General features: G+C 34.9%; 18 protein-coding genes. 14 read left to right on the top strand and 4 right to left on the bottom strand.

Annotated elements, in window-relative coordinates; all coding sequences use genetic code 11:
• The 5 genes from ACEPSS_RS06560 (at position 1) to ACEPSS_RS06540 (ending at position 5853) form a co-directional block, all read left to right on the top strand.
• The gene (locus ACEPSS_RS06560; protein ID WP_395318492.1) at positions 1 to 765 is read left to right on the top strand and encodes a ribonuclease HII; all 765 of its coding nucleotides are present in this window, start codon (positions 1 to 3) and stop codon (positions 763 to 765) included.
• Positions 766 to 805: 40 nt separating this feature from the next.
• Entirely contained in the window at positions 806 to 1681 is an 876-nt protein-coding gene (gene dprA / locus ACEPSS_RS06555) for a DNA-processing protein DprA (protein WP_395318490.1), read from the top strand.
• Between the two features lie 92 nt (positions 1682 to 1773).
• Positions 1774 to 3891: a type I DNA topoisomerase gene (gene topA, locus ACEPSS_RS06550; RefSeq protein WP_395318489.1), complete on the top strand. Its 2118-nt coding sequence runs from the start codon at positions 1774 to 1776 to the stop codon at positions 3889 to 3891.
• A 55-nt stretch (positions 3892 to 3946) separates the two neighbouring features.
• Entirely contained in the window at positions 3947 to 4879 is a 933-nt protein-coding gene (xerC, locus tag ACEPSS_RS06545; RefSeq protein ID WP_395318487.1) for a tyrosine recombinase XerC, read from the top strand.
• An 89-nt stretch (positions 4880 to 4968) separates the two neighbouring features.
• On the top strand, positions 4969 to 5853 hold the full coding sequence (locus ACEPSS_RS06540) for an aldose 1-epimerase family protein (RefSeq protein ID WP_395318485.1): 885 nt from the start codon (positions 4969 to 4971) through the stop codon (positions 5851 to 5853).
• Positions 5854 to 5885: 32 nt separating this feature from the next.
• On the opposite strand, the gene plsY is transcribed toward ACEPSS_RS06540, so the two are convergent.
• Positions 5886 to 6515 (bottom strand): glycerol-3-phosphate 1-O-acyltransferase PlsY, encoded by a 630-nt coding sequence (plsY, locus tag ACEPSS_RS06535; RefSeq protein ID WP_395318483.1) that lies wholly within the window; start codon positions 6513 to 6515, stop codon positions 5886 to 5888.
• A 155-nt stretch (positions 6516 to 6670) separates the two neighbouring features.
• Between plsY and parE the strand changes: the two genes are divergently transcribed.
• The 7 genes from parE (at position 6671) to ACEPSS_RS06500 (ending at position 15040) form a co-directional block, all read left to right on the top strand.
• On the top strand, positions 6671 to 8632 hold the full coding sequence (gene parE / locus ACEPSS_RS06530) for a DNA topoisomerase IV subunit B (protein WP_395318481.1): 1962 nt from the start codon (positions 6671 to 6673) through the stop codon (positions 8630 to 8632).
• 12 nt (positions 8633 to 8644) lie between these two features.
• Positions 8645 to 11107, top strand: a complete 2463-nt coding sequence (gene parC / locus ACEPSS_RS06525) for a DNA topoisomerase IV subunit A (RefSeq protein ID WP_395318479.1) — start codon at positions 8645 to 8647, stop codon at positions 11105 to 11107.
• A gap of 52 nt (positions 11108 to 11159) precedes the next feature.
• Entirely contained in the window at positions 11160 to 12101 is a 942-nt protein-coding gene (locus ACEPSS_RS06520; RefSeq protein ID WP_395318477.1) for a manganese-dependent inorganic pyrophosphatase, read from the top strand.
• A 154-nt stretch (positions 12102 to 12255) separates the two neighbouring features.
• Positions 12256 to 12693, top strand: a complete 438-nt coding sequence (gene msrB, locus ACEPSS_RS06515; RefSeq protein ID WP_395318475.1) for a peptide-methionine (R)-S-oxide reductase MsrB — start codon at positions 12256 to 12258, stop codon at positions 12691 to 12693.
• 12 nt (positions 12694 to 12705) lie between these two features.
• On the top strand, positions 12706 to 13236 hold the full coding sequence (gene msrA / locus ACEPSS_RS06510; RefSeq protein ID WP_395318473.1) for a peptide-methionine (S)-S-oxide reductase MsrA: 531 nt from the start codon (positions 12706 to 12708) through the stop codon (positions 13234 to 13236).
• Between the two features lie 191 nt (positions 13237 to 13427).
• Entirely contained in the window at positions 13428 to 14315 is an 888-nt protein-coding gene (locus tag ACEPSS_RS06505) for an XRE family transcriptional regulator (RefSeq protein WP_395318471.1), read from the top strand.
• On the top strand, positions 14315 to 15040 hold the full coding sequence (locus ACEPSS_RS06500) for a hypothetical protein (RefSeq protein ID WP_395318470.1): 726 nt from the start codon (positions 14315 to 14317) through the stop codon (positions 15038 to 15040). The genes ACEPSS_RS06505 and ACEPSS_RS06500 overlap by 1 nt, the downstream gene beginning before the upstream one ends.
• Positions 15041 to 15147: 107 nt before the next feature.
• Here ACEPSS_RS06500 and ACEPSS_RS06495 read toward each other — a convergent pair whose 3' ends face one another.
• Positions 15148 to 15774: a pyridoxamine 5'-phosphate oxidase family protein gene (locus ACEPSS_RS06495; protein ID WP_395318469.1), complete on the bottom strand. Its 627-nt coding sequence runs from the start codon at positions 15772 to 15774 to the stop codon at positions 15148 to 15150.
• A 108-nt stretch (positions 15775 to 15882) separates the two neighbouring features.
• On the opposite strand from ACEPSS_RS06495, the gene ACEPSS_RS06490 reads away from it, so the two are divergent.
• A complete protein-coding gene (locus ACEPSS_RS06490; protein WP_395318468.1) occupies positions 15883 to 16833 on the top strand; it encodes a Dyp-type peroxidase in 951 nt (316 codons plus the stop codon).
• A 235-nt stretch (positions 16834 to 17068) separates the two neighbouring features.
• Here ACEPSS_RS06490 and ACEPSS_RS06485 read toward each other — a convergent pair whose 3' ends face one another.
• Both ACEPSS_RS06485 and ACEPSS_RS06480 read right to left on the bottom strand, forming a co-directional pair.
• Positions 17069 to 17944, bottom strand: a complete 876-nt coding sequence (locus ACEPSS_RS06485; protein ID WP_395318467.1) for a DegV family protein — start codon at positions 17942 to 17944, stop codon at positions 17069 to 17071.
• Positions 17945 to 17959: 15 nt separating this feature from the next.
• Entirely contained in the window at positions 17960 to 18379 is a 420-nt protein-coding gene (locus ACEPSS_RS06480) for a MarR family winged helix-turn-helix transcriptional regulator (RefSeq protein ID WP_395318465.1), read from the bottom strand.
• Positions 18380 to 18506: 127 nt separating this feature from the next.
• On the opposite strand from ACEPSS_RS06480, the gene ACEPSS_RS06475 reads away from it, so the two are divergent.
• On the top strand, positions 18507 to 20216 hold the full coding sequence (locus ACEPSS_RS06475; RefSeq protein WP_395318463.1) for an Rqc2 family fibronectin-binding protein: 1710 nt from the start codon (positions 18507 to 18509) through the stop codon (positions 20214 to 20216).
• The last annotated feature ends 11 nt before the right edge of the window (positions 20217 to 20227 follow it).

Genomic DNA, 20227 nt, shown 5'->3' with positions numbered 1-20227 from the left:
TTGAATATCAAAGAGATTAAAGCTTCATTTATGCGAGTTCATGACCTTCATGACCCGCTTTTTGCGTTGTATCAAGATGATGAGCGTAAGGGTGTTCAAAAGTTGATTAAGCAGACGCAGAAAAGAATTTCACACCAAACAGAGTTGGAAACGGCGTTCGCTAAAAGATTTGAAATTGAAAATAAATTTTGGAAGCAGGGATTGAACCAGATTGCCGGTATTGACGAAGTTGGTCGGGGTCCCTTAGCAGGTCCAGTTGTGGCAGCTGCGGTAATTCTACCGCATGATTTTAAGCTACTTGAAGTAAATGATTCCAAGCAATTGACTGATCAAAAGCGGCGTGAATTGGTGAAGTTAATTAAGGAACAAGCAATTAGTTATGCGTATGCAATTATTGATAATCATGTGATTGATGAGATTAATATCTATCAAGCAACCCGCATTGCGATGAAGCAGGCCGTTGAATCTTTAGACGTTAAACCGCAACAATTGTTAATTGATGCAATGGATGTTGATTTACCGATTCCCCAATTAAAATTAATTAAAGGTGATGCTAAATCAAATTCAATCGCGGCCGCTAGTATTTTAGCTAAAGTGACTCGTGATGATTTGATGATGAGGTACCACCAACAATATCCTGAGTATGACTTTTGCCATAATGACGGTTATGGAACGTCAAAACACCTCGCCGCTTTAAAAACCTATGGAGCCACTCAAATTCATCGAATAACTTTTGCCCCAGTTAAGGATTTAACCGGAAAATAAGCCAATTACGTATCTATCTAAAAATGGAGCGTGTTTGGTAATGGATAAAAGAAGTTTGTTATTGAGAATTAAATTATGTCCGGGAATTGGATTAAAGGGTGAGAACTTAGCCTATCAATGGCTACAAAATGAAGATATTAGTAAGTTGGATATTGAAGAAGTTCAAGCGATGATTATTAATTTACTCAGAGATCAGCATTTAAATTATCAAAAGTTTGCGGTTTCTTTTTTAAGTCGAGAAATTAATATTATGGTGACAAATACGATGCGGCGCCAATGGATTACAATCTTTGATGATGTTTATCCACAACAATTAAAAGAAATGTATTTACCCCCAATTATCTTATTTTATGCTGGGAATTTAGCTTTATTGCGAGAAGCTAATCTTTTAGGAGTCGTAGGGTCACGAAAATGTTCTAAATATGCCGTTCAAGCAATGAAAAAAATTTTTAGCCAAACGGTAATTAGTCACTATGTAATTGTCTCTGGATTAGCTGAAGGAGTTGATACCCTAGGTCATCAGATTGCTTTAGCTAATCATGGAAAAACGATTGCCGTGCTAGGAACGGGATTAGACTGTTTTTATCCCCGGAGCAACCAAACCATTCAATTAGATTTAATGAAAAACAACTTAGTTTTGAGTGAGTATAATTATGGAGTGGGCCCACGTAAACATCATTTTGTCGAACGAAATCGAATTATTGCAGGATTATCGCAAAAACTATTGGTGGTGGAAGCCCGGCTTAAATCAGGTTCGTTAATTACTGCCAGTTTGGCATTACAAAATAATCGTGATATTTTAGCGGTACCTGGTAATGTAAATAGCCATTATTCTGCCGGTTCAAACGAGTTGATTGCGGCTGGTTGTCAACCGTGCCTCGATGAAAGGGACGTTTTAGGGCGCATTGTTATTTGACACCATAAAAAAACTGCAATATGATGATTTAGAAATTCAAATCCAAAAAATAAATTATAATATGTAGAAAAAATAAATGAGGGATATAGTTAATGGCCACTAGTACGACTAGTAAAAAGAAAACAACTAAGCGAAAAAAACGTGCCACCAATAAAAAACTAGTGATTGTTGAATCACCAGCTAAAGCAAAAACCATCAGTAAGTACTTAGGGAGAACCTATACGGTGGTAGCAAGTAAAGGTCACATTCGTGATTTACCGAAGAGTCGAATGGGAATTGATATTCCGGATGAGTTTAAACCTGACTATATTTCGATTCGTGGAAAAGGTGACACGATTAAAATGTTAAAAGCCGAGGCGAAGAAGGCTAAAGAAGTCTTTCTTGCTTCTGATCCTGATCGTGAGGGTGAAGCAATTGCCTGGCACGTTGCCCACGTGCTTAATTTAGACGTTGAGGACAAAAATCGAGTTACGTTTAACGAAATCACGAAAGAAACCGTTAAAGACGCCTTTAAACATCCGCGGACCATTGATATGAACCTAGTTGATGCCCAACAAGCGCGAAGAATTATTGATCGATTGGTGGGTTATTCAATTTCACCAATTCTTTGGAAAAAAGTGAAGAAGGGTCTGAGTGCTGGACGAGTTCAATCAGTTGCATTGTGGATTATTATTCAACGGGAACGTGCTATTCAAGCGTTTAAGCCGGAAGAATACTGGTCAATTGATTCAATTTTCAAAAAGGGTCGTTCAAAGTTCAAGGCTTCATTTTATGGAGTAAATGGTAAAAAAGCCGATTTAGGGAATAATGATGACGTTCAAGCCATTTTAAAGAAGCTTGATTTAAAAGCCGAGTTTGAAATTGCGGATGTCAAAAAACGTGAAAAGAAACGGCAACCACCTCGTCCGTTTACCACTAGTACTTTACAACAAGATGCTAATAAAAAATTGCATTTTAAAACTGGTCGGACCATGATGGCTGCCCAACAACTATATGAAGGAATTAATGTTGGTAAAGATGGTAGCCAAGGTTTAATTACGTATATGCGGACTGATTCCACAAGAATTTCTGCCGGGGCAAAATTGGAAGCTGCTCAATTTATTCATGATGAATATGGTGCTGAGTACGCGATGAATCATCCGCGGAAGTTGAAACTTCCCGAAGGTGCTCAAGATGCTCATGAAGCAGTTCGTCCAACTTCGGTTATGCGAACTCCCAAGAGCATTGAAAAGTATCTTACTAAAGATCAATTTAAGCTATATAGTTTAATTTGGTCTCGGTTTGTAGCGAGTCAAATGACTCCAGCCATTGTTGATACGGAAACAGTTAAGGTAGTACAAAATGGAGTAGAGTACCGAGCTAATGGTTCAAAGCTTAATTTTGAAGGTTATTTAAAGGCCTATTCTGCCGGAAAAGAAAAAGATAACATTTTACCTGATCTTGAAGTTGGGGATCATGTTACCTTAGACAGTAATGTGCCTAATCAACATTTTACTCAGCCACCTGCACGTTATACAGAAGCAACGTTAATTAAGGCGCTGGAAGAAAATGGAGTTGGTCGTCCATCGACGTATTCTCCAACTTTAATGACAATTCAAAAACGTTATTACGTTAAACTTGATGCACGGCGGTTTGTACCGACTGAATTAGGTGAGATTGTTAATAAGTTAATCGAGGAATATTTCCCTGAAATTGTAAACGTTGACTTTACCGCTGATATTGAAGGTAAGCTTGATGATATTGAAGCTGCTAAACTTCGATGGGTCCAATTAGTCAGTGAATTTTATCAACCATTTTCTAAAGAGGTTAATTATGCCGAAAAAGAAATGGAAGACGTTCAAATTAAAGAACCCTTGGCTGGCTTTAACTGTGAGATCTGTGGTTCACCGATGGTCGTGAAAATGGGTAAATATGGTAAATTCTTTGCCTGTTCTCGTTTCCCTGATTGTCGGAATACCCAAACCATCGTTAAGGAAATTGGAGTAACTTGTCCTAAGTGTCATGAAGGCCAAGTTATTGAACGAAAAACGAAGAAAAATCGTTTATTCTACGGATGTTCCCGTTATCCTGACTGTGACTTCGTAACTTGGGATAAACCAATTGGTCGTGATTGTCCTAAATGTGGACACTTCTTAGTTAATAAGAAGGTCCGTGGCGGATGGCAAGTCGTTTGTCCGGAAGGCGATTACGAAGAAGATGTAATTAAATAACAAAAAAGACGGTTCTTTTAAGAACGGTCTTTTTTAACCAAATAGGTGATTTTAAATGAAACAAGCTAATCAAAAGTTAATTCAATTATTTATTAAGTATATTGTCAATGAGCGGCAGTATTCTGATAAAACGGCTCGAGCTTATCACGATGATTTAGTAGAGTTTACCAAATTCTTAGCCAATTCTGGAACTGAAAAGAATTTTAGTGAAATTGATAGTTTTGACGTAGAAATCTACTTAAGTCATCTACATGATTTTGGTGATATCAATAATACAATTGCACGTAAAATGTCATCCTTACGGTCCTTTTATAATTTTTTGGTTAACAATCAAATTGTCGAAGATAATCCCTTTGTCTATGTAAATATCAAGAAACACACAAATCATTTACCCCGTTTCTTTTATGATAAAGAATTAGATAAGTTATTTGAAACAGCTAAAACTGCTAGAAATCCCTTATTGGCTTATCGTAATACGGCTTTATTGGAAGTGTTGTATGGAACTGGGATCCGAGTTAGTGAGTGTGCTAATTTAATGTTAGATGATGTTGATTTGGACAATAATATGATGTTAGTCCTGGGAAAGGGTAATAAAGAGCGTTATATTCCCTTTGGAAATTATGCTAATCGAGCGATTAATGAATACCTGACTAAAAGTCGAAAAGTTTTAATGGAAAAATTTGATAAAAAACATCCGTATCTATTTGTTGATCAACATGGATCTCATATTACTAGTCGGGGCATTGAATATGCTTTAAATCAAATTATGAAAAGAAGTGGGTTAAATACTAGTATTCATCCGCACATGTTGCGGCATACGTTTGCTACCCAAATGTTAAATAATGGGGCTGATTTAAGAACCGTACAAGAATTATTGGGCCATGCTAATTTATCAACTACGCAAATTTATACCCACGTTACTAAGGAAAAATTATTAAAAAATTATCAACATTTTTTCAAAAGAAGTGCTGATGAAAATCCTGATTAAGATATTTTTAAATTTTCGGTTTTTTCTTTGCAAAGGCGCTTATCCATGGGAAAATAGAGTGATAGATAACTACTGGCAGGGAGAATGACATGATTGTATCACTACAAAATGAAAATTTAACAGTTAAACTTAATCAAGTCGGAGCTGAATTAATCTCCGTTAAGGATTCTAACGGCCTTGAATATATTTGGGAGGCTAATCCAAATCATTGGAAACGGCATGCCCCTATCTTATTCCCCATGGTTGGACGTTTAAAAAATGATGAATATGATTATGATGGGACTGTCTATACCATGTATCAACACGGCTTTGCCCGTGACAGTGAATTTGAAATTGTTACTGCAAGTGATGATGAGGTCGTCTTTTCATTGCAAGCGAATGCAAAGACTTTAGAAATTTATCCATTTAAGTTTGAATTATTGGTTACCTATACTTTGGTGGGAAAAACATTACAAGTTAGTATGTTGGTTATTAATCAAGATGAGCATTCCATGTACTTTTCAATTGGGGCTCATCCCGGTTTTAAAGTGCCACTCAGTCCTGATAAGGAAACTTATGATGATTATGAATTAACCATTAGTCCAGAAGCAGATTATCCAATCATTCAGCTAAACCAAAATGGTTTAACCACTACTAGTCAAGCAAATCTTAATGTCAATGGAAAGCCCATCATGGTTAGTCACGAATTATTTAAAAATGATGCTAAAATTTTTGATGTTCAAGCCCATGCCCAAACGACAATCGCCCTTAAATCAAAGAAATCGCAACATGGGGTAGCAGTTACGGCTTATAATAATCAGTACTTTGGGGTTTGGTCAACTTACCCACTGCAATCAAATTTTGTTTGTATTGAACCCTGGTGGGGAATTGCGGACTCCGAAAATAGTACGGGCTTTATTAAAAATAAGAATGATATTAGCCGATTACGTTGTGGGGAAGATTTTATGGCAAAATTTGATATTAAATTTTTCTAAAATAAAAAGACTTTCACAGGAAAGTCTTTTTATTATTTGATTGATTTTTTGATATATTTTAAATACCAGTAATACAAGCCAAACGGAACTAAATTTTCGTCTCCGTGAATAATTTTTACGATATTTTTTCGATGGCGATAAGTTGTAAAACAAGTTAACCCAAAAGCAATTAAGGTTAGAGCCATGTCATGGGTACAAAAAGAAACAAAGGTAATCATGGTAAAGCTAATGATGCTACCGAGGCTCACCATGCTAGTAATCATGATACAAAGTCCTAATACAATCGTGGCAATTAAGAAAAAACGGGGATTGTAGGCTAGCAACATGCCAGCACTAGTAGCAACGGCTTTCCCCCCTTTGAAATGGTCAAAGATGGAGTAAGTGTGGCCTAAGACAGCTGCTACTCCAAAAATCAAAGGGTACCAAGAGGATATTCCGCAATTCATTGGGATCCAGGTTGCGATAAATCCCTTGCCAATGTCCATGAATAGGACAATCGTGCCAGCAACTGGGCCTAAAACTCGGTAAGTATTTGTAGTTCCAATGTTTTTCGAACCATGTTTTCTAACATCAACGTGAAAAAAAGTTTTACCGACCCAAACGCCACTTGGAATTGAGCCTAATAAATAAGCAATCAATAAAAGAACAATTATTTTAATCATTTTTCCTCCAAAGATTTAATGTCAACAAACATAATTTTATCATTATTTTTCTAAATCCGACAGATTATGAAGATAAAATCACTGATTATGACTTGATTTGCAATACATGCTAAATAAGTTATTATAAAATACAGACGAAAAGGAGTTTTCTGCATATGACGAAATTAAACAATTCAGATAATTATGATGCTTCTTCAATTCAAGTTCTTCATGGATTAGAAGCGGTTCGTAAGCGACCAGGGATGTACATTGGTTCTACTGATGGAAAAGGGTTACACCATCTAGTTTACGAAATTGTTGATAATGCTGTTGATGAAGCAATCGCAGGTTACGGAAAAGAAATAAATGTAACAATTCATAAAGATGACAGTATCACGGTAGTCGATCATGGTCGTGGAATGCCAGTTGGAATGCATGCCTCTGGGAAACCCACTCCAGAAGTGATTTTAACCGTTTTACATGCTGGTGGTAAGTTTGGTCAAGGTGGCTACAAAACCTCGGGAGGATTGCATGGGGTCGGGTCTAGTGTAGTTAATGCACTATCCAGTCACTTAACGGTGGAAATTGTACGTGATCACGAAAAATATCAAGAAGATTTTGAAAATGGTGGTCATCCCGTTGGAACTTTACGTAATTTAGGAAAGACTAAGGCTGGCAATGGAACAACAATTACCTTTAAGCCAGATCCAGAGATGTTTACAACGATTACGTATAATTTTGATACATTAGCGACTCGTTTACGAGAATCAGCCTTTTTATTAAAGGGAGTTAAAATTACCCTTACTGATGAACGGGAAGGCCAAGAACGGGAAGAAACTTACCTATTCAATGAAGGAATTAAAGAATTCGTTGCTTACTTAAATGAAGGGAAAAGTACGCTGGGCGATGTGATGTACTTTGATGGTAGCAAAGGTGGCATTGAAGTTGAAGTAGCGGCACAATATAACGATGGCTATACGGAAACAATGCTCTCATTTGTGAATAACGTGCGGACCAAAGACGGTGGAACCCATGAAGCTGGTTTTAGAAGCGGATGGACCAAAGCCTTTAATGAATATGCTCGTAAAGTCGGTATTTTAAAAGAAAAAGACAAAAAATTAGAAGGTAGTGACATTCGTGAAGGCTTAACGGCCGTGGTTGCCTTACGGGTTCCTGAAGAAGGACTTCAATTTGAAGGTCAAACTAAAGAAAAACTGGGAACTCCTGAAGCACGAGCCATTGTTGATAGCGTCGTTGATGAACAATTACTATACTTTTTGATGGAAAATGGTGACTTAGCCACCACGTTAGTCCAAAAGGCCCTCCGAGCACGTAAAGCACGAGAAGCGGCTAAAAAAGCGCGTGAAGAAAGTCGACATGGTAAAAAGAGAAAGAAACAAGAAAAATTACTTTCAGGTAAACTGACTCCCGCTCAATCAAAAGATGCTAGTAAAAACGAATTGTTCTTAGTCGAAGGTGATTTAGCCGGGGGCTCTGCAAAACAAGGTCGAGATCGGAAACATCAAGCCATTCTTCCGTTAAGAGGGAAAGTTTTAAATACCGAAAAAGCGAACGTTGCTGATATCATGAAAAATGAAGAAATTAGCACAATTATGTATACAGTTGGCGCTGGTATGGGAAGCGACTTTAAGTTAAAAGATGCTAATTATGACAAGATTATCATCATGACGGATGCTGATGATGATGGAGCTCACATTCAAATTCTGTTATTAACGTTCTTTTATAAATTCATGCGTCCGATGATTGAAGCAGGACACGTTTACGTTGCTTTACCACCTCTTTATAAATTACAAGAAGGTAAAGGCAAGAATGCGAAGATCGAATATGCTTGGACTAATGAAGAACTCGAAGCCCTAAGAAAAGACTTTCCGAAGGGTATGACTTTGCAAAGATTCAAAGGTTTAGGGGAAATGAATGCTGATCAATTATGGGAAACAACGATGAATCCAGAACATCGGACTTTGATTCGCGTACAGATTGATGATACAGCAGTGGCAGAACGTCAAGTGACCACACTAATGGGAAGTAAAGTAGAGCCACGACGAGATTGGATTGAAAATAACGTTCAATTTAACCTTGAAGACGAAGGAAGCATTTTAGATAATACTAAGGAATAGGAGGTAAAATGATTGACAAAAGAAGCTGAAATTAAAAATCTATCATTAGCATCAGTTATGGATGAACGATTTAGTCGTTATTCAAAAGCCATCATTCAAGAACGGGCTTTACCAGATGTTCGTGATGGATTAAAACCCGTTCAACGAAGAATTTTGTACTCAATGAACAAAGATGGAAATACTTATGATAAAGGCTTTAGAAAAGCGGCTAAATCAGTTGGTAACGTGATGGGTAATTTTCATCCGCATGGTGATAGTTCGATTTATGATGCGATGGTCCGAATGAGTCAATCATGGAAACTAAGAGAACCACTGATTGATATGCACGGTAATAACGGATCAATGGATGGTGATCCACCTGCTGCGATGCGTTATACCGAAGCTCGAATTAGTAAAATTGCGGGGGAAATGCTTCGTGATATCGATAAAGGAACCGTTGATTGGGTCTTAAACTTCGATGATACAGAATATGAACCAACTGTTTTACCAGCTCGTTTACCCAATCTATTGATTAATGGGGCGACCGGAATTTCAGCTGGATATGCAACGGAGATTCCACCACATAATTTAGCTGAAGTAATTGATGCTTTACTATACTTACAGGAACATCCAGATGCAACCCTTGATGATTTAATGAAGTTTGTCCAAGGACCAGATTTCCCAACTGGAGGAATCGTTCAAGGACTAGACGGAATTAAACAAGCTTATTCTGATGGTCATGGTAAAATTATGATTCGTTCCAGAAGTTCAATTGAAGATCTTCGTGGTGGTAAGAAATTAGTTAAAGTTACCGAAATTCCATATGAAGTTAATAAGTCACAATTAGTTAAACAAATTGATGAAATTAGAATTAACAAAAAAGTTGACGGAATTGCGGAAGTTCGGGATGACTCTGATCGAACTGGATTAATGATTTCCCTTGAGTTAAAACGTGATGCAGAAGTAAAGGGAATTTTAAACTATCTTTATAAGAATACGGATTTGCAAGTTTCCTATAACTTTAACGTAGTTGCTATTAAAGACATGCGTCCGCAACGGCTGGGTCTAAAAGATATTCTAGCGACTTACTTAGATTACCAACGACAAGTAATCACGAAACGGACTAAGTTTGATTTGAACAAAGCACAAGACCGTCAACATATTGTTGAAGGATTGATTAAAGCTCTTTCAATTTTAGATGAGGTAATTGCGACCATCCGTGCCAGCTCAAATCGGAAAGATGCCCGTGATAATTTAATTACGGAATACGAATTTACTGAGAAACAAGCGGATGCCATCGTTGCATTACAACTTTACCGCTTAACTAACACTGATGTGACGAAGCTAAAGAAAGAAAATGCAGAGTTAGCGGCTAAGATTGCAGAATATCAAACAATTTTGGCTAATCCAGTGGAATTAGATCGAGTTTTAGCTGATGAATTAAGCGAATTAAAAGCCGAATATCAGACGCCACGTCGTTCTACAATTGAAGCTGAAATTGAAAATATTAAGATTAGTAAAAAAGTCGTCGTTCCTGACGAACAAGTGATGGTAATGATTTCACGAGATGGCTATTTGAAGCGAAGTAGTCTTCGTTCCTACAAGGCCTCTGAATTAACCGATAATGGTTTGAAGGATGAAGATCGTCCGGTCTTTATTAAACAGTTAAGTACGAGAGATTCATTGTTTATGTTTACGGATGCTGGTAACTTAATCTATCGTCCGGTTTTTGAACTTGATGATGTGAAATGGAAAGATACCGGGGATCATATTTCTCAACTAAATGGAATTGATTCTAACGAAAAGGTAATTGCAACCTTTGCCTTTCCTAATCTTAAGGAGCAGGGTAATTTTGTGATTACCACTAAATCTGGTCATATTAAACAAACTGAGTTTGAAAAGTTGTTACCTGGTCGGACTTATAAGAGTCGGGCAGCTGTCTATGAAAAATTAAAAGATGAATTAGATGCCGTTGTCGATGTCGAATATATTTCCAATGGCGATACCGGTGATGTTTTATTAATGACAGAACAAGGACTAGCACTTCGCTACAACGTCACTGAAGTTTCAGTTAACGGAGCTCGGACTACAGGTGCTAAAGCGATTACTTTAGGTGATGACGATGTAGTAGTTAATTCACAATTAGTAAACGAAAATTCTCAACTAGCTATTGTATTTCAAAATGGTAACTTTAAAAAAATAAAAGCATCTGAAATCCCAGTTACCAGTCGGGCTCGTAGAGGGGTTAAAGTTTTACGAGACTTTAAGACACGGGATAATTTACTGGCTAATTTTGTGAAAATCAATCCTGAAGATCAAATCTTGACAATTTATACTGATCATTTGAACGGGCACGATGTCATTTTACAGGAACATGGTTTTTCAAAACGGGTTTCTAATGGAAATCCTGAGGTTGATGTTAAAATTGATGGCGTTCCAGTTTCAATTGATCATCAAGTGATGATTGCAAGTGAAGAAGATGCAAAATTGGTTTAAAATTATCTTTGTGGTAAAGTAATAATATAAGAATTTAAAGGAGATTATTTACATGACTAAAGAATTAGTTTTTGGACACAAAAATCCTGATACTGATGCAATCGCAGCTGCAATTGCATTAGCATACTTAGAAAAACAAGATGGTTACGATACCGAAGCAGTTGCTTTAGGACCAGTTAATCCTGAAACTAAATTTGTTTTGGATTACTTTGGTGTGAAAGCTCCCCGCATTGTAGAAAATGCAGAACCGGAAACAGATAAAGTTATGTTAGTTGATCACAATGAACCACAACAAAGTATCAACGATATTGCTAATTTGACGGTTACTCATGTAGTTGATCATCACCGAATTAGTGGTTTTGATACTTCTAAACCTTTATACTATCGTGCAGCTCCTTACGGTTGTTGTTCAACGGTTATTACCCAAATGTACTCAGAAGAAGGAATTGATATTCCTAAAGAAATTGCTGGATTAATGATGTCAGCAATCATTTCTGATACTTTATTGCTTAAATCACCAACGACTACTGATGTTGATCGTGATGCTTTACAAGCTTTAGCTGATATTGCAGGCGTTGATAACATTGAAGATTACGGTGTTAAAATGCTTAAAGCAGGTACGAACGTTGATGCTAAATCAGACAAAGAATTAATTGATAGTGATGCTAAGTCATTTACTTTAGGTGGTAAAAACGTACGTATCGATCAAATTAACGTGGTTGATTTGGAAGATATTAACAAACGACTTGATGATATTAAAGCTGCAATGGTTGAAGAAGCTAAAGCAGAAAACTATGATTTATTCCTCGTTCTAGTTACTAATGTGTTAACTAGTAACTCAGAAATGATTGTAGTCGGTGAACCAAAGGCAATTGTTGAAACTGCATTTGATAACAAATTCAACGATAATGATGTAATGAGTTTACCTGGAGTGGTTTCACGTAAGAAACAAGTTGTTCCTCCATTGACTGAACAATTAGAAGCAGAAAAATAATTTAAAGTATTTACTTTTATACATTGAGCGATTGAATTCTTTTTGAATTCAATTGCTTTTTGTTTAATTAATTTAAATTTATAAGTTAGATTGTTTGCAATCTATTATAAAATAGATATCATTAGGTGTAATAGTTAATGAGGAGGAATATGAAATGAGCAAAATTAATAAAGACGAACTTAAACAAAAGCTAACCCCCGAAGAATATGCGGTTACCCAAGAAGCTGCTACAGAACCGGCATTTACTGGTAAATATGATGACTTTTTTGAAAAGGGATTATATGTTGATGTTGCAACTGGTGAACCATTATTTGTCTCTGATGATAAGTATAATTCTGGTTGTGGCTGGCCTGCTTTTACCAAACCAGTTGATAAAAGTGCGGTAAAGAACAATACTGACACTTCATTTGGGATGATTAGAACTGAAGTAAGAAGTTCTGATGGTAATTCTCACTTAGGACATGTTTTTCCAGATGGTCCTGCTGATAAAGGTGGTTTGAGATATTGTATTAACTCAGCTGCGTTAAAATTTATTCCATATGATGAGCTTGAACAAGCAGGTTATGGCGAATACAAGAAATTAATTAAATAAGAGGTTTTTAAAATGAGTAAAAAAACGGAAACAGCGATTTTTGCCGGTGGATGTTTTTGGTGTATGGTTAAACCATTTGACCAAATGCCAGGAATTGAATCCGTCGTATCTGGTTATACTGGTGGCCATGTTGCCAATCCAACTTATGAAGAAGTTTGTAGTGAAAAAACCGGTCATACTGAAGCAGTGAAAATTACGTTTGATCCAGAAATCATTTCATATAAACAGTTAGTAGAAATTTACTGGCGACAAACTGATCCAACTGATGCCATGGGCCAATTCCAAGATCGTGGTGATAGTTATCGTCCCGTAATTTTTGTAAATAGTCCTGAACAACGAGCAATTGCTGAAGCATCTAAAACAGCTTTAGAAAAATCAGGTAAATTTGATAAACCAATCGTGACAAAAATTGAAGACGCGAAGCCTTTTTATCCAGCTGAAGATTATCACCAAGAATTCTACAAAAAGAATCCACTTCGTGCTGAAATGGAAGAAATGGGTGGCAGAGAACAATTTAAACAAAATGTTTGGGAAAACCAATAATCTTTAATATAAATTGAGATCTATGAGAAATCATAGGTCTTTTTTAGTGTACTTGTATTACGCAATCAAGGTGCAACTGTTAGTTGCGGGCTATGCAATCGTTTGATAACAGTGGTTTTATAGATTTTTCTGATGATTTAGGTATACTTAAATTCAGATATGCATATCGAATCAAAAACAGGAGAATTAACATGCAAAATCAACTTAGAAAGCAAATTATTAAATTACGCCAAGCACAAAATCTATCACAAGAAATGTTGGCGAATAAAATGTTTGTTTCTCGTCAATCAGTTTCTAAATGGGAAAAGGGTGATTCAGTTCCTGATTTAGATAAATTACTTTCTTTAGCCCAAATTTTTAACGTGGACCTAAATGAATTAGTAACGGGTAACGAAACCGCACAAGAAAATTTATTAACGTTAACTCATGTTAAAAAACAATTTGATAATCCGGTCTTAAAAGATATCAATTTGATTGTTGCTAATAATGAAAGAATTGCTTTCTTAGGAAGTAACGGTGCTGGTAAAACAACCTTAGTTAAACTTATCAGTGGAGCTTTAAAACCGACGTCTGGGGTAATAAAACGTAATTATGATAAAAGTAATGACTTTGGTCTGATGCCACAGGAAAATACACTAATTGAAAGTTTTCGGGTATTAGAAATGATTGAACTCACAATTTCATTAAATAAATTACCCAAAATCAAGATTGATGAACTTTTAACTGAATTTGGATTATTGAAAAGCAAAAGTATGTTTGTTTCTTCCTTATCAGGAGGACAAAAACGAAAGTTAGCTTTACTAATTAGTTCAATTAAACCTTCTAAATTATTAATTTTAGATGAACCAACGGTGGGAATGGATCTTGAAACAATCGATTTCTTTTGGAAATACATGGATCAAATTCAAGGAACAGTCATTACCATTACGCATGACTTTAACCAAATTGATCATTATTTTGATCGAGTAATCCTTTTAAAGAATGGGGAAATTAGTTGTGATGAAAAGGTTGCGACCATTCATTCGCATAATCAAAATATTGATCAATGGTATCGTCAACATAATCGAGAGGTTCAATAATGAATATTTATTTAATGATTAAAAACACTTTTAGAAATAAGCGCTTTATCCTGTTTACCCTTTTGACGCCAGTTTTTTGGTATATTGCTCTAATTATGATGAGCAAATCGGGAGGATTTTATAACACTAAGTATACTTATATTTGGTTTACGGCTGGTTGTTTAATTGGTATTGCAGGAAATTCATTGATTTCTTTTGCTAAATCGGTTAATTCAATGAAGAATTTTTATGAACTTCAAATTGAAACTTCAAAGTACACCATTTTAAAATGGCTCTTTGATGAAATTATTGTCCAATTAGTTTTGAATACCGTGATTTGTTTAGTTATTTTTATGGTAGCAGTCTTTATTGGCCACGTTGAGATTAGCATGAAATTTATAATTACAATTGTTATTTTAAATATATTTGGCTGTTATTTAAGTTTATTTGGTTTCACACTTGGTCAATTTTTTAACACAAAGGCTATTGATGCCTCAAGTTTTCTTGTAATGTTAGTAGTTAGTTTTTTAATAATTCCTTTTTATACATGGATTAATTCGGATTGGGAGTTGATTTTAACTAATATTCAAAAGATTTTTCCTGGTTATTATGTCAATGAACTAACGCAGCATCTTTTCTTAGGTGGAAATTTAATCACTCCAGCAATTTATTTTATATTATCAATTGGATTGACTAGTATTCCTGCGATAGCAGCACTTTTAGTAAAGTTTAGAAATAAGAGTTAGGTGCTTTTAAGCAGGTTATGAAAGAATTATAATCAAGCCAAAAATAACCTAAAATAAAAAGAGCTTATCGCAATTTATATCAAAACTGCGATAAGCTCTTTTGGGTTTTAAAATTTAATAATTTCCGGACGATCTCTAAATGATTCTATAATAGCCGAATTAAGGGTAATGATAATAACGGCCTTATCCTTTAGATTTTCGTCTAACTGTTTAATTTGTGGAATTTCACTTGCTAATTTTTCAATTTTTTCTGATTCAGTAATTGCCTTAGCAGTAGCTTGGTTAGATGAAAAACGTAACCCAGTTTTTTGTTCAAATAAGCTAGCAATTGCTACTTGGTGGTTTTGCTGAATGTTTTTTGCGCGTTCAGTAGTAGCAGGGGTGACAACGTAAAATACATTTTCTTGTTTTGAACTTTGAGCATAGGTAATAATTGAATTACTGATGATGCCGTCTTTGTTCTTAGTTGCTAAATACATGAAAGCAGGTAAGCTATTTAAAACGTTTGCAAACTTACTTTCGTGTTGATTGACGCCACTAGCTTTTTTCCGAGTTGTCATTTTCTTAATTGTAAGCAAGGTGAGGGGAATGACTAAAACTAAGTAGCCAACTATCACACCTGAGCTAATTAAAGCTAAATGCGCAAAATTGAATGGATAGCCAATTGCTAAAATTGCAAGTAAAAATGAAATGGCATATGCAATAAATAATTCTATAAATCTTTTTAAGTACATGTTATACCTCCTATATGTAAAACATTTCACAATTTCTATTATAACAAAGATTTGCTTAGATATTGCGTTATAATAGAAGTGTAATAAGTAGAAATGGAGATAATTTTTATGGTAGTAAAAATGGAACCAGATAAAGCTCAAGATGTTTGGAAAGACGTTGGTGAAAACGTAGACTTTGTTTCGTTAGCATTAAAACGTGATGATCAAGCCAAAGCACAAGCAGGGATTCAAGAGTTTGCTGATCGTTCACAAGCAATTATTCGTTCAATGCGTATTAGAGAGCCAGAAGCTGATTTACGTGTAGCAATTGGTTTTAGTAATAAAGCTTGGAATTATCTTTTTCCAAAAGCTAATAAACCCAAAGAATTAGAAGATTTTACTGGAGTTACTGGGCCTGAATACAGTATGCCAGCTACTGATGGCGATCTTTTCTTGCATATAAGAGCAAAAAATCAAGCTGTAGTCTATGAAGTTGTGACACAATATCGGAAATTTTTAAAAGATTTCACTAATGTTTTAGACGAAGTTAAGGGCTTTAGATATCTTGAAGGACGTGCGATCATTGGCTTTATTGATGGTACGGAAGCTCCACAAGTTGAGGACGCAGCACCATATGCAATTATTGGTGACGAAGATCCTGAGTTTGTGAACGGATCATATTTATTTACCCAAAAATGGATTCATGACATGGATTTTTGGAATAAAATGACGGTTGAACATCAAGATAAAGCAGTTGGTCGGGAAAAGTTCTCTGATCTTGAATTAGATGACGATGATAAGTATGCTAATGCACATAATTTAGCATCTAATACTGGTGACGAAAATAAGATTGTGCGTATGAACGTACCATTTTCTGATCCTGCAAGTAATAAAACTGGTACTTACTTTATGGGATATTCGCGTCATTGGAGTGTTACCAAAGGTATGTTACAACAAATGGTTGATATGAGTGATTTCTTATTGACGTTTTCAACTTTGAAAACTGGAACATTATATTTCATTCCATCCAGACCAATGTTAGATGCCATTGCAGCTGGTGAATTAAATCCAGAAAATTAAAGATTATTAATTAAAGGTTCTAAAACAAATAAATGTTTTGGAACTTTTTTGATTATAATCATTAACGAAAAACAGTCAATACGTATTACGTATTGAACATTTAAGCAATTTATTGAAATTAATACTACTTCGTATAATATATATTATGTAAACTAGAAAAAGAAAATTAAAGATTTATATTTTTTGCTATAACCTACTAATAAAAACATCCCGTAAATTTTACGAGATGTTTTTATTATTTAATTTCGTCAAAGTTAATCTCTTTTTCCCAACCAAGTGCTAAAGCTTTTTCTCCAAGGTGTGCGCCAATTGATGGCCCAAAATATCCTTGTTCAATTTTGATGTTTGGGAATTGGTCATGAATACTTTTAACCCAAGTATCGCCAGCTTTACGATCATTAGCATCAATTACAAAGAATTTAACTTTATAATCAAGGTTTTTAAGTTCGTCTGTAACAATTGATTCGACCCGTTTTAATGCACGTTTCATTGTTCTAACCTTATCAAATGCTACAATTTCATCTGTTTGATTATCAAACGTTAAAATTGGTTTAATGTTTAATAAGCCACCAATAAATGCTGAGGCATTAGATAATCGTCCACCTTTGACTAAATTATTGATGTCATCAACTACAATTAGCTCATTGATAGTACTTCGTTGGATTTTAAGTTTATTAATGATTTCATCAGGATCCGTTCCAATGTTTGCTAAAGCAGCAGCATATTTGACCAGATCACCCATTAATGCCACTGTAATTTCTGAATCAAACGGAATTACACGGATATTATCTAACATTCCTGCAACGTTGGTTACTTGATTAAATAAACCAGAAATAGTTGCGGCCAAATGAATACTAATAACAGTATCGTAACCTTCAGCTGCTAATTGGTTATATAGCTCAATTAATTCACCGATTGGTGGCTGTGAAGTTGTTGGAAGCTTCTTAGAAGCATTTAATTTATGATAAAATTCGGCATTATCAATGTCGATACCTTCCCGATAACTTTCATTACCAAAAACAACTGAAATTGGAATAATATGAATGTTATATTTTTTTATGTCTTCTTTTGACAAATAAGCTGAACTATCTGTTAAAATTGCTGTTTTCACTTACTAATCACCCTTTTACTTATTAATTTTTTTCATACTGTTCCCTAAACGATTTAATAAAATTTTGAGCATGTTTTTTTCGTCTTCAGACCATTGTTCAAAAATTCTATTTTTTAGTTTAGTATAGCTTTGTGCAATATCCTTGATTGATTGATTTCCTAAATCAGAAATGGTATAGACTAATTGACGTTTATCTTTTCCAATTGCCTTTTTCTGAACCATTTCTTTTTCGACTAATCGTTTTAATTGTCTTGATAACGTAGATGTATCAAGTGCCATTTCTTTAGAAAGAGATTCTTGTTTATCATATCCGTCTGCAATCGATAAAAGCAATTGCCATTCTGAAATAGTTAAATTTTTAGCTTTGGTTAAAGATTGTAATTGTTGTTGTTGCAACTTACTAACTTCACGCAAAGCAGTGAGACTATTTTTCATAAGAATAAACCTCCATAATTAATTATAACATTAATTGTGTAATACAAGATTAAGTAAATACAATTTACTACAAGTATGGTAAGTAATAGTTTATACTAAAAGTAACAATAGAAAAAGAGGTAGTAATATGTCATTTGATGGATCATTTACCCACTCTATGACCCAAGAGTTGAAAAACGAGTTACTAAATGGTCGAGTTACAAAAATCAACGAACCTTATTTAAATGAAATTATATTAACTGTTCGCTCAAATTCAAAAAATTATCAAGTCCTTTTGTCAGCAAATCCAGCCTATGCACGTGTTCAAACCACACAGGTTCCTTTTGTTAATCCTCAAGTTCCCAGTAATTTTGTAATGACTTTGAGAAAACATATTCAAGGAAGTTTTGTTAAAAAAGTTCATCAGGTTGATAATGATCGAATTATTCATTTTCATTTTAATTCACGAAATGAATTAGGTGATATTGAAGAATTAGTAGTAGTTGTTGAGATTATGGCTCGTCATAGTAATATTATTTTAGTTGAGGCCAAAAATCGTAACATAATTGATGCTGTAAAAAGGATTGGACCAGATAAAAGTCGATATCGTACCCTTTTGCCAGGATCAAAATACATTAATCCCCCTATTCAAGATAGTTTAAACCCTTTTGAAAAGGTTGATTTTAGTAAAATTGTTATGCTAGAAAAAGCATTTCCGAATGCTGATGTGTTAGCGACTGAGTTAAGAAAAACAATCCAAGGACTTGGAAAAGACACTTCGATTGCCCTTGCAGATTCCCTTCATGAGCCAGGCTTAGATACAGAAGCTAAATTCAAAGCCTTTTTTGCAAAATTTGATGATGCAAAAGCGACAATTGCTACTGATGAACATGATAAGTTAGTATTTTCTGCTTTTCCTTTTGCAAATGAAAAGCCTATTCGAACATTCTCTAGTTTAAGTGAAATGCTGGATGAATATTTTCAGGTTAAAGTAAAACGTGAGCGAGTTAGAGAACAAGGTGCGCAATTAATTCAGGTCACTAAAAATGAATTGAAGAAAAATCGAAATAAGTTGCGTAAATTAGAACGTGATTTGACTGAGAACGAACATTCTGATGATTATCGAATTAAAGGCGAAATTTTAATGACCTATCTCTATCAAGTTAAACCTGGTGATACTTCTGTCAAACTTGATAATTTTTATGATAATAATCAGCCGATTACAATCAAATTAAAACCAGCTCTTTCCCCTGCTGCCAACGCACAATGGTATTTTAAACAATATCAAAAGAAGAAAAATTCCCTTAAGTTTTTAAATATTCAAATTAAAAAGACCACTGCAGAAATTAACTATTTTGAAAATATTGAAGCACAAATTCAGATTGCTAATCCAGAAGATTTAATTGATATTAAAACGGAACTTAAAGCTGGTGGGTATATTAAAGATCATTCTAAAACAAAGAAGAGATCCCGGATTAAGGTAAGTAAACCAGAAAAATTTATTGCATCTGATGGTATCGTTATTCTAGTTGGTAAAAATAATTTACAAAATGATCAGTTAACTTTAAAAACTGCTGATAAGCGAGATGTGTGGCTTCATGCTCAAAAAATTCATGGATCACATGTAATCATTAAATCATTTGATCCCTCTGAACAAACGATTATTGAAGCAGCTGAACTAGCTGCCTACTTCTCTAAAGCAAGAGAATCAGCTAATGTACCAGTTGACTATGCTCCCGTTAAACGAGTTAAAAAGCCAAATGGAGCTAAACCAGGGTTAGTTCACTATACTGGTCAAAAAACTGTTTTTGTAACACCTTCTCAGAAAATCATTGACGAACTTCGTAAAAATAAATAAGCAAAAAATCT

It is taken from the genome of Fructilactobacillus frigidiflavus (assembly GCF_044054575.1).
GTDB classification, from domain to species: Bacteria; Bacillota; Bacilli; order Lactobacillales; family Lactobacillaceae; genus Fructilactobacillus; species Fructilactobacillus frigidiflavus.
Note: the sequence above shows the minus strand (reverse complement) of the source record. Positions and strands in the feature narration are given on the sequence as shown.